We start from the raw sequence: 15,542 nt of genomic DNA on the forward strand, positions 1-15,542 counted from the left end.
TTGCATCGTTATGCATCGATATGCAAACTCATTAAATCGGCTCGCGCCGACATCGACGTTTGGCCCGGTTCCACTCGCACTTTTCCGCCCATTTGCGCAATTGGGCGGGGAGGAGTCAGGCGCGTTGGGTGGCGCCGAGTTGGGCCGCCGCGGCGGCCACGGCGGCGTCGCGGGCGGCGCTGGCCTCGTCCTCGGTCAGCGTGCGGTCGGCGGCGCGGAACCGCAGCGCCAACGTCAGGGACTTGCGCCCCTCCCCGATCTGCGGACCGGTGTAGACGTCGAACAGCCGGACATCCTCCAGCAGCTCACCGGCCCCGGCCCGGACCACGTCGATGACCGATTGGGCCGCGACATCGTCGGCGACGATGAGGCTGACGTCCTGGAACACCGCCGGGAACGGCGACACCGACGGGGCGGGCAGCCGTTCCACGATCGGAATGGCGTCCAGGTCCAACTCCACCGCGCAGGTGCCCTTGGGCAGGCCGGCGCGCTCGACGACGGCCGGGTGCAGCTGCCCGGCGAAACCGACGGACACCTCTCCGGCGAACACTTCGGCGCAGCGGCCCGGATGCCACGGCAATTCCTGGGCGGCGCGCAGGGTGAGGTCCACCCCGACGGCCCGGCCGATCACCCGCACCGCCTCGAAGGCGTCGGCCGCCTCGACCTTGCGGCCCGGCCCCCACGGGCCGGCCGGCTCGCGCAGCCCGGTGAGCACCACGCCGACATGTTCGGGCTGACGCGGCAACGAGGCGTCCAGCGCGGCGATCTCGTCGTCGGTAGGCCGCCGGTCGGTCGGGATGCGGTCCACCGCACGGGTCTGCGGCGTCGGCAGCACCACCTCGGCGATGGCGAACAGCGCGGCGTCCACCGCACCGCGGGAGACGTTGCGCACCAACGCTTCCAGCAGACCCGGAAGAAGCGTCGTCGCCAGCTCGGGCCGGTCGGCCTCCAGCGGGTTGAGCACCTTGGTGGTGTTCCGGCGCGGATCATCGGGGTCCAGACCCCAGCTGTCGAACACCCCGGCGGGCAGGAACGGCGTCGGCAGCACCTCCACGAAACCGGTCAGGGCGAGTGACTTGCCCACCGCGCGCCGGCGTTTCTGGATCGGGGTCAGCCCGCGCCCGGCCGGGGCGTGCGGCAGCACCGACGGGATGAGGTCCAGCCCTTCCAGGCGCAGCACCTCCTCCACCAGGTCAGCGGGTTCCCGCAGATCGGGGCGCCAGCTCGGCGGCACCGCGGTCACCACACCGTCGGCCACCGACACCTGCGCGCCGATCTGGCGCAGCCGCTTCGGCGTCACACCCTCGGCGTAGGTCACGCCTGCGGTGCGGTCGGGCAGATCCACCGGCATGCTCACCGGCGGGTGCGACCAGTCCGCGCGCGGCGGGTCACCGCGCCAATCGGTCAGCGTGGGTTCGACTGTGCCACCGGCGATCTCGGCCAGCAGGCTGGCGCAGCGGTCCAGGGCCGCGACCGAGATGGCCGGGTCCACGGTGCGCTCGTAACGACGGCCGGCCTCGCTGGTCAGGTGCAGGCGGCGCTGGGTGCGCGACACCGCGGCCGGATCCCACACCGCGGCCTCCAGCAGCACATCGGTGGTGGTGTCGCGCACCTCGGTGGTGCCGGCGCCCATCACACCGCCGATGGCCGCGGTGGCCACGTCGTCGACGATCAGCACGTCACCGGCGTTGAGGGTGCGGGTGACGTCGTCGAGCGTCACCACCTTCTCGCCCTGCTCGGCGAAACGCACGGTGAACCCGCCGGTGATCAGCGACCGGTCGTGGGCGTGCATCGGATGCCCGATCTCGAGCATCACGTAGTTGGTGACGTCCACCGCGGGCGAGATGGCCCGGATCCCGGACAGCAGCAGCCGGCGTTGCAACCACCACGGCGACACCGCGGCCGGGTCGATGCCGGTGACGGGCCGCAGCCCGAACCGCTGCACCCCGGTGCCGGGCTGGATGGTCAGCGGCCAGGCCTCACCCTGCGCCGGCAACGCAGGGACGTCGGCGGGGTCGACGAAGTCGAGGTCCAGCGCGCAGGCGATATCGCGGGCCATGCCGCGAATGGACAAGCAGTAACCGCGGTCCGGGGTGATCGCGAGGTTGAACACCACGTCGTCGAGCCCCAGCACCTCGATGCCCGAGTCCCCCGGTTCGGCGGTGCCCGGCGGCAGCACGATGATGCCGGACTGGTCGGCGCCCAAGTTCAGCTCGGCGGCCGAGCAGATCATGCCGTCGGAGGTGCGGCCATAGGTCTTACGCTTGGCGATGGTGAAGTCACCCGGAAGCGTTGTACCCGGCAACGCCACCGCCACCAGGTCACCGACGACGAAATTGCGTGCCCCGCAAACGATGTCGCGGGGTTCGCTTTCACCCACGTCGACCTTGCAGGCCCGGATCGGCTTCTTGAACTCGGTGAGCTCTTCGATGTCGACGACCCGGCCCACGGTGAGCGGACCGGTGACCGGACCGACCGGCAGGATCTCCTCGACCTCGTGGCCGATGCGGATCAGCGTCTGCTCCAGCTCGTCGACACCCAGATCCCAGCCCGGCGCGCCGGCCCGGATCACGTCGCGGAGCCAGCTGTACGGAATACGCATCAGGCGCCCACTCCGAACGGCAGCGAGAAGCGCACGTCACCCTCCACCATGTCGCGCATGTCCGGAATCCCGTTGCGGAACTGCAGGGTTCGCTCCAATCCCATTCCGAAGGCAAAGCCCGAGTACTCGGCCGGGTCGATACCGCAGGCGCGCAGCACATTCGGGTTCACCATGCCGCAGCCGCCCCATTCCACCCAGCCGGGGCCACCCTTCTTGTTCTCGAACCAGACGTCGACCTCGGCCGAGGGTTCGGTGAACGGGAAGAAGTGCGGCCGGAACCGGGTGCGGCCCGCCGGGCCGAACTCGGCGCGGGCCAGCGCGTCCAGCGTGCCGCGCAGGTGCGCCATGGTCAGGCCCTTGTCAACCGCCAACCCCTCCACCTGATGGAACACCGGGGTGTGAGTGGCGTCCAGCTCATCGGTACGGAAGGTGCGGCCCAACGAGATGATGTACACCGGCAGGTCGCGCTCCAGCAGGGCGCGGATCTGCACCGGGGAGGTGTGGGTGCGCAGCACCTGCCGGGAGCCTTCCTGGGCAAGCGGAGCGCCGGGATCAGACACCGCAGCGATCTGGAAGGTGTCCTGCTCGCTACGGGCCGGGTGATCCGGCGGGAAGTTCAACGCGTCGAAGTTGAACTGCTCGGTCTCGACCTCGGGGCCCTCGGCCAGTTCCCAACCCATGGCGACAAAGGTGTCGGCGATGCGCTCGGTGAGCAGGGTGATCGGGTGCCGGGCGCCGACCGGCTGCCGGGTGGACGGCAGGGTCACGTCGATGCGTTCGGCGACGAGTACGGCGGCGTCGCGTTCGGCGCGCAGCTGGGCCAGCCGGTCGTCGAAGGCCTGCTGCGCTTGCGTCCTGGCGACGTTCACCCGCTTGCCCGCATCGGCGCGATCGGTCTTGGGCAGGGTGCCGAGGGCCTGCCGGGCCAACGCGATCGGCGAACGGTCGCCGAGGTGTTCGGTCTTGGCCCGGGCCAGTGCGTCCAGATCGGCGGCAGCGTCGAACGCCGCGCGGGCCGCGTCGACAGCCTCGGTCAGGGCTTCTTCCGAGAGGTCAGCGGGCTCGCCTTGTCGTTCAGTCTGGACAGCCACCCGGCGATCATAGCGACGGCCGGCCGCGCTCCCGCCGCCAGCGCTGCCGCGGCGGCAATGACGGTCACCACGGCAGGCGCGTAGGCGACGACCACCAGATAGCCGAAGACCGACCCGACGGCCAGCAGTCCCAGGCGGGGCCGGGTCCAGCGGGCGGGCCCACCCAGCCGGGTCGAGACCAGCATGCCGAGCAGCAACGCGACCAGATGACCGGCGTCGGTGAAGTCTCGGCTGGCCGCCACCACGGCCACCCCGAGGGTGATCCACCAGCACAGCCAGGCCGGGCGCCAGCGTGGCGGGATGGCGGCCGTCAGCATGCCGAGCACGCCCATCGCGCCGTAACTCATCCCGACGTCGGTGGCCCGGGTGATCGAGCGTGGCATCCAGCCCTGATGCACGGCGACGGCCAGCGCGGCCGCGATCACCAGCGTGGCGCCGATATGGGCGATCAGGAAGGTGGTCAGCAGTTTGCGGCTGCGCCACAGCAATTCGGCCAGGGCCAGCAGGCACACCAGTCCGGGCAGCCACAGCGCCATCGCGCCGACGTCGACGACGAAGGCGCTGCCGAGCAGGGTGCCGATCCGGCCGTGCGCCAGGTTGTGCAGATTGGTACTCGCGTGCCGGATCACTCGGTCGTGCACCGTGGGCCCCAGCGCGGCGAGGGTCCCGGCGACGATCACCAGGGCGGCGGCGTAGCCGATGGTCACCCGCAAGCCCCAGACCCATCTCACCGGCATGGGTCAGCCGCCGGCGGTGGTGTCGTCCTCGGCGTCGCCCCCGGCCGCCTCGGCGCGGGCGCGCAGCCAGTACATCTGCAGGTCGTCGGGGACACCGCTGGGTTTCGCACCGAACAGCTGTTTGCGCACCCGCTTGGCCTGCAGGCGCATGGCCGCGAAATCCTCGTCCGAGATGCCGTCCAGCGTCGGCTGCGACACCACCAGGCCGCCCTTGGTGGCCCGTTCCATGACCCGGGAGGCGATGTTGACGTCGACACCCAGCCAATCCGACCCGATGCGCTGAGGCCTGCCGGTGTGGATCCCGGCCCGCATCCTCGGCGTGTAGCCGTCCACCTCGACGCCACCCACCGCCTCCAGCGCGGTCAGTACCGCACGCACCGCGGGCACCGGGTCCCGGAAGACCACCATGGCACCGTCACCCATCCGCTTCACGATGCGACCGCCGGCCGCCAGCAGGGGCGGCTCGACGACGGAGGTGACCCGGCGCAGCAGCCGCAGGGTGGCGTCGTCACCGGCGCGGAGCGACCAGTCCGAGAAGCCGACCAGATCGGTGAAGACAAGGGTGACCTCGCGGTTGGCCGGCCGGCCCGAGACCCGTTCGGTGAGCGCCTGCCACACCTGCAGCGCGCCCAGGCTGGCCTCCCGCGACGCGGCGTCGCGTTCGAGTAGCCGATCGGCGGCGCGGGCGGCGGCGCGCGGACCGCCGTCCCCTGCGGCCGACAGCGGATCGCCGAAGTCCGGGTCGCCGGGTAGCGCCCGGCGCACGCGGCGGATCAGCGCGATCACCCCGGGATTGTGGTTCGTGTCCTTGAGCCATTCCAGCGGTCCGCCCAGCGGCCCGACGGGGCGGGGCAGCTCAACCGCTTGTTCTATGCCGCCGGCCGGTTCGTCCAACCGTTCAGCGTCCACGACGCCACGATAGGTGGCACCACCGGTAGCGGCAATCAGGTCGCGACACGACCTTGCTCACACAGCGAAATCGGCAGGTCACGGCCATGCGGCGGCCGGATCGCCGGTCTGTCACGGCGCCGCCGCGGTTATGGACAACGTACGTTGTCAAGAATAGGCTGGCCGGACAACCGTGGTTTCGTCAGCGAGGACGCCATGACAACAGCACACTCCCGCGCCGGTACCGATGCGCAGCCAGGCATCCCGCTCGGCCCCGACTCGCTCACCTGGAAGTACTTCGGCGATCTGCGGACGGGTTTGCTCGGGGTGTGGATCGGCTCGATCCAGAACATGTACCCGCAACTCGGTGCCGCCGTGGAGGAGCACTCGATCCTGCTGCGCGAGCCTCTGCAGCGGGTGGCCCGATCGGTGTACCCGATCATGGGCGTGGTGTACGACGGTGACCGCGCCGCCGAGACCGGTGAGCAGATCAAGGGTTTCCACCACGACATCAAGGGCGTCGACGGTGCCGGCCGCCGCTACCACGCGCTCAACCCGGAGACCTTCTACTGGGCGCACGCCACCTTCTTCATGCTCATCATCAAGACCGCGGAGTACTTCTGCGGCGGGCTGACCGAGGCCGAGAAACGGCAACTGTTCGACGAGCACGTGCAGTGGTACCGGATGTACGGGATGAGCATGCGGCCGGTCCCGGCCTCCTGGGAGGACTTCTGCGAGTACTGGGATCACAAGTGCCGGGAGGAACTCGAGATCAACCGGGCCACCATGGACATCTTCACCATCCGGATTCCCAAACCGTGGTTCGTGCTGATGCCGACCCCGATCTGGGATCAGTTGTTCAAGCCGATGGTCGGGGCGCAGCGCTGGGTGGCCGCCGGGCTGTTCGATCCCGCGCTGCGGGAGAAGGCCGGGATGCGCTGGACCCCGGGCGACGAGGTGGTGCTGCGGCTGCTGGGCAAGATGGTCGAGTTGGCCTTCCTCGCGGTGCCCGAGGAGATCCGGCTGCATCCCCGCGCGGTGGCCGCCTATCGGCGCGCCGCGGGCAAGCTGCCCGAGGATGCCCCGCTGGTGGAGGCGCCGGCCTTCATGGCACCGCCCAAGGACCGCCGCGGGCTGCCCATGCACTACCAGCCGCCGCACAAGACGCTGCTGGATCGCGCAGGGTCACTGGTGCACACCACCTTCTCGCTGGCCGGACTGGGCCGGCGCCCGTCGCCCAGAAGGCCGGCGACCAAACGAAAGGCAGCCTGACACGATGCTGGACTGGTCCGACGTCGACATCGCCGTGCGCGATGCGGTGCGCGAGTTCATCGACAAGGAGATCCGGCCGAATATCGACGCCCTCGAAGACGGCGATATGGAGCCCTACCCGATCGTCCGGAAGCTGTTCGCCACCTTCGGTATCGACACGATGGCCCGGGAAGCGTTGGAGCGCAGGCTGTCCCGGCTGCGCACCGGGGAAACCGCCAAGGCCGGGAAGTCGTCGGGCAGCATGTTCGGCGGCGGACCCGACCAGGCCGGCATGGGTTTCGTCTTGATCAGCGAATTGTGCCGGGTATCCATGGGTTTGGTGACGGGCATGGGTGTCAGCCTCGGTTTGACCGTGCCCACCATCCAGAGCCGCGGCACCCTGGCACAGCAGGAGCGCTGGCTGCCCGGGTTGGTGACCTACGAGAAGATCGGCGCCTGGGCCATCACCGAACCCGATTCCGGGTCGGACGCGTTCGGTGGGATGAAGTCCTACGTCGTGCGCGACGGTGACGACTACATCCTCAACGGGCAGAAGACGTTCATCACCAACGGGCCCGATGCCGACGTCGTGGTGGTCTACGCCAAGCTGGACGAGGGCGATCAGACCGACAAGCGTGACCGCAAGGTACTGACCTTCGTGCTGGATCGCGGGATGGAGGGCTTCGTACAGTCGAAACCCTTCCGCAAGATGGGGATCCACTCGTCGCGCACGGGCGAGCTGTTCTTCAACAACGTGCGGTTAGGCCGCGACCGCCTGTTGGGCGAGACCGAGTACAACAGCTCCGGGGACGGCCGGGACAGCGCACGCTCCAGCTTCTCCGCCGAGCGCATCGGCGTCGCCGCGATGGCCCTGGGCATCATCGAGGAGTGCCTGCGGCTGTCGGTGGACTACGCCAAGAACCGGGTGCTGTGGGGTAAGGAGATCGCCCAGTTCCAGTTGATCCAGCTCAAGCTGGCAAGCATGGAGGTGGCGCGGATGAACGTGCGCAACATGCTGTTCCGGGTGATCGAGTCGGCCAAGGAGGGGGTGCCGATCTCGCTGGCGGAGGCCTCGGCGATCAAGTGGTACTGCTCGCAGGCGGCCACCGATGTGGCGATGGAAGCGGTGCAGCTCTTCGGCGGCAACGGCTACATGACCGAGTACCGGGTCGAACAGCTGGCGCGCGACGCGAAGTCACTGATGATCTACGCCGGCAGCAACGAGGTGCAGATCACGCACGTGGCCAAGGGGTTGTTGCGGGACGCGTGAAATTCACGCGACCGGGGTCGGTAAGGCGTGTGAAAATCCGCTATGCCCAGCACCATCATCGAAGTCCGACGGCGATACACGCCGGCCGAAGAAGGCGCCATCATCGACGCGTCAACGTGTGAGAGCCGTCGAGTGTCCGATTGCGTCACACATGACGCGAAAAAGCGTGCCTGAACCCGACATTCGGCATCACAGAGCCTGCGCGCTGGCGTACAGACAGATCGCCGCCGCGGCGGCGACGTTGAGGCTTTCGGCGCTGCCGTGCATCGGAATGGTCACCCGGGCATCGGCGGCAGCGGCGACGGCGGGTGCGAGCCCATGGGCCTCGGAACCGAACAGCCACGCCGTCGGCACGGACAGATCGGCTGCAGGCAAAGGAGTCTCACCGTCCAGCGTGGTGGCCAGCACCTGCAACCCGGCGCCGCGCATCGCGGCGACGAGCGCCTGCGTGTCCTCGGCCTGCACCACCGGCACCCCGAAGATGCTGCCCGCCGACGACCGCAGGCATTTGCCGTTGTACGGGTCGACCGAGTTACCGGCCAGGACCACCGCGTCGGCGCCCATGGCGTCGGCCAGCCTGATGAGGGTACCGGCATTACCCGGTTCGGAGGTCTCCACCGCCACCGCGACCAGCCGCGCGCCGGCCAACACCTCGGCGAGGGACACCTCGGGCAGCCGGCACACCGCCACCAGCCCCACCGGGGTCACGGTGTCCGACAAGGCCTTCGCCGCGCGTTCGGTCACCTCGTACACGGGGGCGTCCCCGAGCAGGTCGCCGAAGCGGTCCAGCGCCGCCGCGGTGGCGAACACCTCGGAAACGACACCGCGCCGCAGCGCTGCCTCGACAAGGTTGGGACCTTCGGCGAGAAAGCGTGCGGCGCGGCGACGTGCGACAGCGCGGTGCAGCTTGACTGCTGCGGCGACGCGGTCAGCCCGCTCGGTCAGCGGGGTGGTGCTCAGGCGGCCTCGTCGGAAGGAGCGTTGACATCGGCGGGCAGCGCGGCCTTGGCGACCTCCACCAGCGCGGTGAACGCGGCCGGGTCGCTCACGGCGATCTCGGCGAGGTTCTTGCGGTCCACCTCGACACCGGCGGCCTTGAGGCCCTGGATGAGGCGGTTGTAGGTGATGTCGTTGGCGCGGGCCGCGGCGTTGATACGCGAGATCCACAACTTGCGGAACTCACCCTTGCGGGCGCGACGGTCGCGGTAGGCATAGGTCAAGGAGTGCAGCTGCTGTTCCTTGGCCTTGCGGTAGAGCCGCGAGCGCTGGCCGCGGTAACCCTTCGACGCCTTGAGGACTGTGCGCCGCTTCTTCTGGGCATTGAGTGCGCGCTTCACGCGTGCCATGGGAGTGTTCCTATTCTTGCGAGGGGAGGTTCAAAGGTGAAGCGGCTGTTAGCCGTTCAGCAGCTTGTTGATACGGCCGGCGTCGCTGGCGGCGACCACGGTGCGACCGTCGAGGCGACGCGTGCGCTTGGTGGCCTTGTGCTCCAGCAGGTGGCGGCGGTTCGCCTTCTGGCGCACGATCTTGCCGGTGCCGGTCTTACGGAAGCGCTTCGAAGCTCCGCTATGGGTCTTTGCCTTGGGCATGTGTCCTCAGTTCTAACTCGATGGTTCTTGGTTCTCGCCGGACTCGGCGGTGCCGCGCTGGGCTGGTGGCGCATCGGCGTCATGGGCCGCCTTGGCGCGAGTCTTCGCGCCGCGGTGCGGCGCCAGCACCATCGTCATGTTGCGGCCGTCCTGTTTGGCTGACGTCTCGACGAAGCCGTAATCGGCGACGTCGGCGCCCAGGCGCTGCAGCAGTCGGTAACCCAGTTCGGGGCGGGACTGCTCACGACCGCGGAACATGATCGTGACCTTGACCTTGGACCCGGCCTCCAGGAAGCGGACCACATGGCCCTTCTTCGTCTGGTAGTCGTGATCGTCGATCTTCGGCCGCAGCTTCTGTTCCTTGACGACGGTCTGCTGCTGGTTCTTGCGAGACTCGCGCTCCTTGAGTGCCGTCTCGTACTTGAACTTGCCGTAGTCCATGATCTTGCAAACCGGCGGTTTGGCGTCCGGAGCTACTTCGACAAGGTCGAGATCGGCGTCGACGGCGACGCGGAGCGCATCTTCGATGCGCACGATGCCTACCTGTTCACCACCCGGTCCGATCAGGCGGACTTCAGGTACGCGAATGCGCTCGTTGATGCGGGTCTCAGTGCTGATGGGGCCTCCTACGTTGTCTTCTCGTCCACGACCGTGGGGAGACGACGGGGCCAGCGGGGAGTCCGACACCATCAGCACTCTGTTCTCCCGAACAGAAAGGCCCTGCACGTAGCAGGGCCCGATGCCGACCGATCACGGCTTTCGCCGTCTGCGCGGTGCGCAGAACAGGACATCCGCAGATGCCTGCGACCGGACCGCTGGACCGGTATGGTCAGCGGTGGGAGCGGGACTCCACTTGCTGTCCCTGGCGTTCGCCGGGACGGTCGATCATGCCAGTCTATCAGGCATGACCGATGATCAGAAAACTCCAGCCGCTGCAGACCCGCAGGTGAGGGAACTCGCCGAGATCCCCGCGGTCGAAGTGATCACCCGTTCGGCCGTGATGCTGATGAGTGCGGCCGCCGAGAAGCTCGGTCTGGCGTCCGAGGATCCCGACGAGAGTCCGCACCGCGACCTCGACGAAGCCCGCCGGCTGATCACCGCGTTGGCCGGCCTGGTCACCGCGTCGGCGGAATTCCTCGGCCTGCACGCCGGCCCGCTGCGGGACGGTTTGAAGAGCCTGCAGTTGGCCTTCCGGGAAGCCAGCGCCGCCCCCGAAGAACCCGGTAAAGGGCCTGGCGAGAAATACACCGGCCCCGTCTGGTAGCCACTCACACGAAATTCGATGGCCGAAGGCATATCCTCGCGGCCTATGACCTCGACAATCGCCCCGCAGCCGTCGAGAACCGGCCATCAGTCCCGATTCACCTGGGTACCCGCGGTCGCCGGGTGGATCGTCGGCGTCATCGCCACGCTGTCGTTGTTGGCCAGCGTCTCGCCGCTGGTGCGCACCCTGATCCGGGTACCGCGGGAGTTCGTCAACGACTACATCTTCAACTTCCCCGACACCAGCTTCGCCTGGGCGGTGGTGCTGGCCCTGCTGGCCGCCGCGCTGGCCGCCCGCAAGCGCATCGCGTGGTGGATCCTGGTGCTCTACATGGTGGCCGCGGTCGGCTGGAATCTCGGCGACCTGGCCACCGGCGACGAAACGGTGGCCGAAGAGGTCGGCGAGGTCATCGGCCTGGTGTTCCATGTCGCGTCCATCGGCGCGCTGGTGCTGGCCCGGCCCCAGTTCTGGGCCAAGGTGCGCCGCGGGGCGCTGTTCAAGGCCGCCGCCACCCTGGTCGCCGGCATGGCCGTCGGCACCCTCGTGGGCTGGGGACTGCTGGAACTGTTCCCCGGTTCGCTGGCTCAGGCCGACCGGCCCTGGTACGCGCTGAACCGGGTCAGCGCGTTCGCCGGTGCCGACGCCGACGCGTTCAGCGGACATCCGCACGGTCTGGTCAACGCGCTGCTCGGGCTGTTCGGCGCGCTCGCGCTGATCGTCGCCGCGGTGGTGCTGTTCCAGTCGCAGCGCGCCGCCAACGCGCTGACCGGCGAGGACGAATCCGCCATCCGCGGTCTGCTGGAACTGTTCGGCAAGAACGATTCGCTGGGCTACTTCGCCACCCGTCGGGACAAGTCGGTGGTGTTCGCGCCCAACGGCCGCGCCGCCATCACCTACCGCGTCGAGGTCGGCGTCTGTCTGGCCAGCGGTGACCCGGTCGGCGACCCGCGGGCCTGGCCGGCCGCCATCGAGGCCTGGCTGCACCTGTGCGAGACCTACGGGTGGGCGCCCGGGGTGATGGGGGCCAGCGCCGCGGGAGCACAGGCCTTCCGCGAAGCCGGCCTGAACGCGCTGGAGCTCGGTGACGAGGCGATCCTGCATCCCGACAACTTCCGGTTGTCCGGTCCCGACATGAAGCCGGTCCGGCAGGCGGTCACCCGGGCCCGCCGGGCCGGGCTGACGGTGCGCATCCGCAGGCACCGCGAGCTGACCGCCGACGAGATGGCCCAGGTGATCGCCCGTGCCGACCAGTGGCGCGACACCGAGACCGAGCGCGGGTTCTCGATGGCGCTGGGCCGGCTCGGCGACCCGGCCGACAGCGACTGCCTGTTGGTCGAGGCGATCAAGGCCGGCGGCGACGGTGCAGCCGACGACGTGGTGGCGCTGCTGTCGCTGGTGCCGTGGGGCAGCAACGGGGTGTCGCTGGACGTGATGCGCCGCTCGCCCCAATCCCCCAACGGCACCATCGAATTGATGGTCAGCGAGCTCTGCCTGCAGGCCGAGGACCTCGGAATCGCCCGTATCTCACTGAATTTCGCAATGTTCCGGTCGGCGTTCGAGCAGGGTGCCCAGCTGGGTGCCGGCCCGATCGCGCGGCTCTGGCGCGCCCTGCTGGTGTTCTTCTCCCGGTGGTGGCAGCTGGAGACGCTGTACCGGTCGAACATGAAGTACCAGCCGGAATGGGTGCCGCGGTTCGCCTGCTACGAGGATGCCCGGCTCATCCCGCGGGTCGGCGTCGCCTCGGTGATCGCCGAAGGCTTTCTGGTGCTGCCGTTCTCGCGGCGCAAGGATCACACCGGCGAACACATCGCCGCCCCACAGCGGTTGGTGGACAGCGGTCTGCTGCACCAGGACGGCAGCGCCCCGGACATCAGCGGCCTGCGCGCCGATCTGCCGGACGACGACACGCACCGATTGCCGGATCAGGTCCGCGTCCGGATGGCCAAGCTGAAGGGTCTGCAGGACCAGGGCGTGGACGCCTATCCGGTGGGTGAGGCGCCCAGCCACACCGTCGCCGCCGCGTTGGGCGTCGCCGATCCGGCGACCGTCGTCACCGTGGCCGGCCGGATCCTGCGGATCCGTGACTACGGCGGCGTGCTGTTCGCCGTGCTGCGGGACTGGTCCGGTGAGGTCCAACTGCTGCTCGACGGCCCCGCGGCCGCCCAGGACTATCCGGATTTCGGTGCGTCGGTCGATCTCGGCGACCTGGTCGAGGTGACCGGCACCATGGGCCGCAGCCGCAACGGCACCCCGTCGTTGCTGGTGACCGACTGGCGGATGATCGGGAAATGCCTGCGCCCGTTGCCCGACAAGTGGAAGGGGCTCACCGATCCCGAGGCGCGGGTCCGCACCCGTTACGTCGACCTGGCGATCAACACCGATGCGCGTGACCTGATCACCGCGCGCAGCGCGATCCTGCACGCCATCCGGGAGACGCTGGTGGGCAAGGGCTTCCTGGAGGTCGAGACACCGATCCTGCAGCAGATCCACGGCGGCGCGAACGCGCGCCCGTTCCAGACCCACATCAACGCCTACGACCTGGATCTGTATCTGCGCATCGCCCCGGAGCTGTACCTCAAGCGGCTGTGCGTGGGCGGCGTCGAGCGGGTCTTCGAACTCGGCCGCGCATTCCGCAACGAGGGCGTGGACTTCAGCCACAATCCCGAGTTCACCCTGCTGGAGGCCTATCAGGCGCATGCCGACTACAACGTCTGGATCGACGGCTGCCGCGAGCTGATCCAGAATGCCGCCCAGGCGGCCAACGGTGCGCAGGTTGTCATGCGGCCGGGTGCCGACGGAGCGCTGGAACCGGTGGACATCTCCGGGGTGTGGCCGGTGAAGACGGTGCACGGCGCGGTCTCGGAGGCCCTGGGCGAGGAAATCGGCCCGGACACCGGGCTGGCCCGGTTGCGCGAGCTGTGCGACGGCGCGGGCGTGCCCTACCTGAAGCACTGGGATGCCGGGGCGGTGGTGCTCGAACTCTATGAACGGCTGGTCGAAGGGCAGACCGAGCACCCGACGTTCTACAAGGACTTCCCGACCTCGGTGTCGCCGCTGACCCGCCCGCACCGCAGCATCGCCGGCGTCGCCGAACGCTGGGATCTGGTGGCGTGGGGAGTCGAGCTCGGTACCGCCTACAGCGAACTCACCGACCCCGTCGAGCAGCGTAGGCGGCTGCAGGAACAGTCCACGCTGGCCGCCGGCGGCGACCCGGAGGCGATGGAGCTCGACGAGGACTTCCTGCAGGCGATGGAGTACGCGATGCCGCCGACCGGTGGCCTGGGCGTCGGGGTGGATCGCGTGGTCATGCTGATCACCGGGCGCAGCATTCGCGAGACGCTGCCGTTCCCGCTGGCAAAACCGCGCTGACGAAACGTCGGAAGCCGACTCACAGCCACCCCCAAGGAACTGCGGCCACGATGGTGGCGTGACACCTTCGACGACGACGGTCGCCGCACCCTTGATGACCGATGCCAATAATGACTTCTTGCAGCACATTTCGCTGATGCACGGCTGGCTCCCGGTGATCGTGCAGTTGGTCGCCGCGGCCGTTGTGATCGCCGCCGTCGGTTGGCGCAGCAGGCGCTGGCACCAACTCGGGCTGCCGATTTCCCTGGTTGCCGGGGTGGCCGTGGCTACCGCCGTGCACTGGTACATCAACAGCCAGGGGCTCGCCGGTGACCCCGCCCCGCATGCGTTGTGGATCTGGGTGGGCCTGATCGGCTTCATGGCCGCGGTGCTGGTGACCGGTTGGCGGCGCACCGGCTGGTGGCGCCGTGGCGCCACCGCACTGGCGGTACCGCTGTGCGTCCTGTGCGCCGCGCTGGCGCTCAACCTGTGGGTCGGGTACTTCCCGACGGCGCAGACCGCCTGGAACCAACTGACCGAAGGACCGCTGCCGGACCAGACCGACATGGCCACCGTCACTGCCATGCAGCAGCAACGGATGATCCCCGCCAACGGCACCGTGGTCCCGGTCGACACCGGTGACGCCGGGTCCGGCTTCAAGCACCGCGGCGAACTCGTGTACCTCCCGCCGGCCTGGTACGCCACCGATCCCCCGCCGAAGCTGCCGACCCTGATGATGATCGGCGGCGAATTCAACACCCCGGCCGACTGGTTGCGCGCCGGTGACGCGATCCGGGTGGTGGATCGGTTCGCCGCCGCGCACAACGGCAACGCGCCGGTGTTGGTGTTCGTCGACTCCGGAGGGGCGTTCAACAACGACACCGAATGTGTGAACGGGTTGCGCGGCAAGGCCGCCGACCATCTCACCAAGGATGTGGTGCCCACCATGATCTCGAAATTCGGGGTGAGCGCCGCGCCCGCCAACTGGGGCTCGGTCGGCTGGTCCATGGGCGGCACGTGTGCGGTCGACCTGACGGTGATGCATCCGGACATGTTCTCGGTGTTCGAGGACATCGCCGGTGACATCAGCCCCAACTCGGGGAACAAGGCGCAAACCATCGACCGGCTGTTCGGCGGCAACGTCGCGCAGTACGCCTCCTTCGACCCGACCACCGTGATCAACCGGCACGGCCGCTATTCGGGCATCGCCGGCTGGTTCGCCGTCAACGACCCCGGCACACCGCCGGGTACCCATCCGCGGGCCAGTGATCAGGCCGTCGCCGCCCAGTCGCTGTGCGGGCTGGGGAGCACCGCCGGCATCGAGTGCGCGGTGATCGTCCAGCCCGGTAAACACGACTGGCCGTTCGCCTCACGGGCGTTCGAGTCGGCCCTGCCGTGGCTGGCCGGGCAGATCGGCACGCCGGGCGTGCCGCGGCTCCCCCTCCCCCGCTCGGGCCCGCCGACCTTGCAGGCCGCCGGAGCAGGGGTGGCCCGCTGAGCCG

At 69.0% G+C, this 15,542-nt stretch carries 13 protein-coding genes; 5 read left to right on the plus strand and 8 right to left on the minus strand.

Features of this window, described 5'->3' with window-relative positions; genetic code table 11:
* Positions 1 to 115 precede the first annotated feature (115 nt).
* Genes pheT through BN977_RS05455 form a run of 4 tightly spaced genes read right to left on the minus strand, consistent with a single transcriptional unit; the run spans position 116 to position 5,339 of the window.
* Entirely contained in the window at positions 116 to 2,602 is a 2,487-nt protein-coding gene (gene pheT, locus BN977_RS05440) for a phenylalanine--tRNA ligase subunit beta (protein WP_036396628.1), read from the minus strand.
* Positions 2,602 to 3,693 (minus strand): phenylalanine--tRNA ligase subunit alpha, encoded by a 1,092-nt coding sequence (gene pheS, locus BN977_RS05445; protein ID WP_036396629.1) that lies wholly within the window; start codon positions 3,691 to 3,693, stop codon positions 2,602 to 2,604. Before pheS ends, pheT begins: the two co-directional genes overlap by 1 nt.
* Positions 3,636 to 4,430 (minus strand): rhomboid-like protein, encoded by a 795-nt coding sequence (locus BN977_RS05450; RefSeq protein ID WP_051561075.1) that lies wholly within the window; start codon positions 4,428 to 4,430, stop codon positions 3,636 to 3,638. Before BN977_RS05450 ends, pheS begins: the two co-directional genes overlap by 58 nt.
* A gap of 3 nt (positions 4,431 to 4,433) precedes the next feature.
* Positions 4,434 to 5,339, minus strand: coding sequence for an adenylate/guanylate cyclase domain-containing protein (locus BN977_RS05455; protein ID WP_051561078.1), 906 nt, complete (start codon positions 5,337 to 5,339; stop codon positions 4,434 to 4,436).
* A 195-nt stretch (positions 5,340 to 5,534) separates the two neighbouring features.
* Here BN977_RS05455 and BN977_RS05460 point away from each other — a divergent pair, with 195 nt between their 5' ends.
* A complete protein-coding gene (locus BN977_RS05460; RefSeq protein WP_036396630.1) occupies positions 5,535 to 6,590 on the plus strand; it encodes an oxygenase MpaB family protein in 1,056 nt (351 codons plus the stop codon).
* 4 nt (positions 6,591 to 6,594) lie between these two features.
* Entirely contained in the window at positions 6,595 to 7,839 is a 1,245-nt protein-coding gene (locus tag BN977_RS05465) for an acyl-CoA dehydrogenase family protein (RefSeq protein ID WP_036396631.1), read from the plus strand.
* 189 nt (positions 7,840 to 8,028) lie between these two features.
* On the opposite strand, the gene BN977_RS05470 is transcribed toward BN977_RS05465, so the two are convergent.
* Genes BN977_RS05470 through infC form a run of 4 tightly spaced genes read right to left on the minus strand, consistent with a single transcriptional unit; the run spans position 8,029 to position 10,118 of the window.
* Positions 8,029 to 8,784 (minus strand): TrmH family RNA methyltransferase, encoded by a 756-nt coding sequence (locus BN977_RS05470; protein WP_036398489.1) that lies wholly within the window; start codon positions 8,782 to 8,784, stop codon positions 8,029 to 8,031.
* An 11-nt stretch (positions 8,785 to 8,795) separates the two neighbouring features.
* Positions 8,796 to 9,185, minus strand: a complete 390-nt coding sequence (rplT, locus tag BN977_RS05475; protein WP_024451872.1) for a 50S ribosomal protein L20 — start codon at positions 9,183 to 9,185, stop codon at positions 8,796 to 8,798.
* Between the two features lie 48 nt (positions 9,186 to 9,233).
* Positions 9,234 to 9,428: a 50S ribosomal protein L35 gene (gene rpmI / locus BN977_RS05480; protein WP_024451873.1), complete on the minus strand. Its 195-nt coding sequence runs from the start codon at positions 9,426 to 9,428 to the stop codon at positions 9,234 to 9,236.
* A gap of 12 nt (positions 9,429 to 9,440) precedes the next feature.
* The gene (infC, locus tag BN977_RS05485; RefSeq protein WP_081664344.1) at positions 9,441 to 10,118 is read right to left on the minus strand and encodes a translation initiation factor IF-3; all 678 of its coding nucleotides are present in this window, start codon (positions 10,116 to 10,118) and stop codon (positions 9,441 to 9,443) included.
* A gap of 214 nt (positions 10,119 to 10,332) precedes the next feature.
* Between infC and BN977_RS05490 the strand changes: the two genes are divergently transcribed.
* From BN977_RS05490 to BN977_RS05500, 3 genes are all read left to right on the plus strand, one after another.
* Complete coding sequence (locus BN977_RS05490) at positions 10,333 to 10,692, plus strand: DUF1844 domain-containing protein (protein ID WP_024451875.1); 360 nt, start codon at positions 10,333 to 10,335, stop codon at positions 10,690 to 10,692.
* Positions 10,693 to 10,737: 45 nt separating this feature from the next.
* On the plus strand, positions 10,738 to 14,061 hold the full coding sequence (gene lysX / locus BN977_RS05495; protein ID WP_036396632.1) for a bifunctional lysylphosphatidylglycerol synthetase/lysine--tRNA ligase LysX: 3,324 nt from the start codon (positions 10,738 to 10,740) through the stop codon (positions 14,059 to 14,061).
* A 94-nt stretch (positions 14,062 to 14,155) separates the two neighbouring features.
* Positions 14,156 to 15,538 carry an alpha/beta hydrolase gene (locus BN977_RS05500; protein WP_051561080.1) on the plus strand — a complete coding sequence of 461 codons (1,383 nt, stop codon included), beginning with the start codon at positions 14,156 to 14,158 and terminating at the stop codon, positions 15,536 to 15,538.
* The last annotated feature ends 4 nt before the right edge of the window (positions 15,539 to 15,542 follow it).

Source organism: Mycolicibacterium cosmeticum, from assembly GCF_000613185.1.
Classification (GTDB): domain Bacteria; phylum Actinomycetota; class Actinomycetes; order Mycobacteriales; family Mycobacteriaceae; genus Mycobacterium; species Mycobacterium cosmeticum.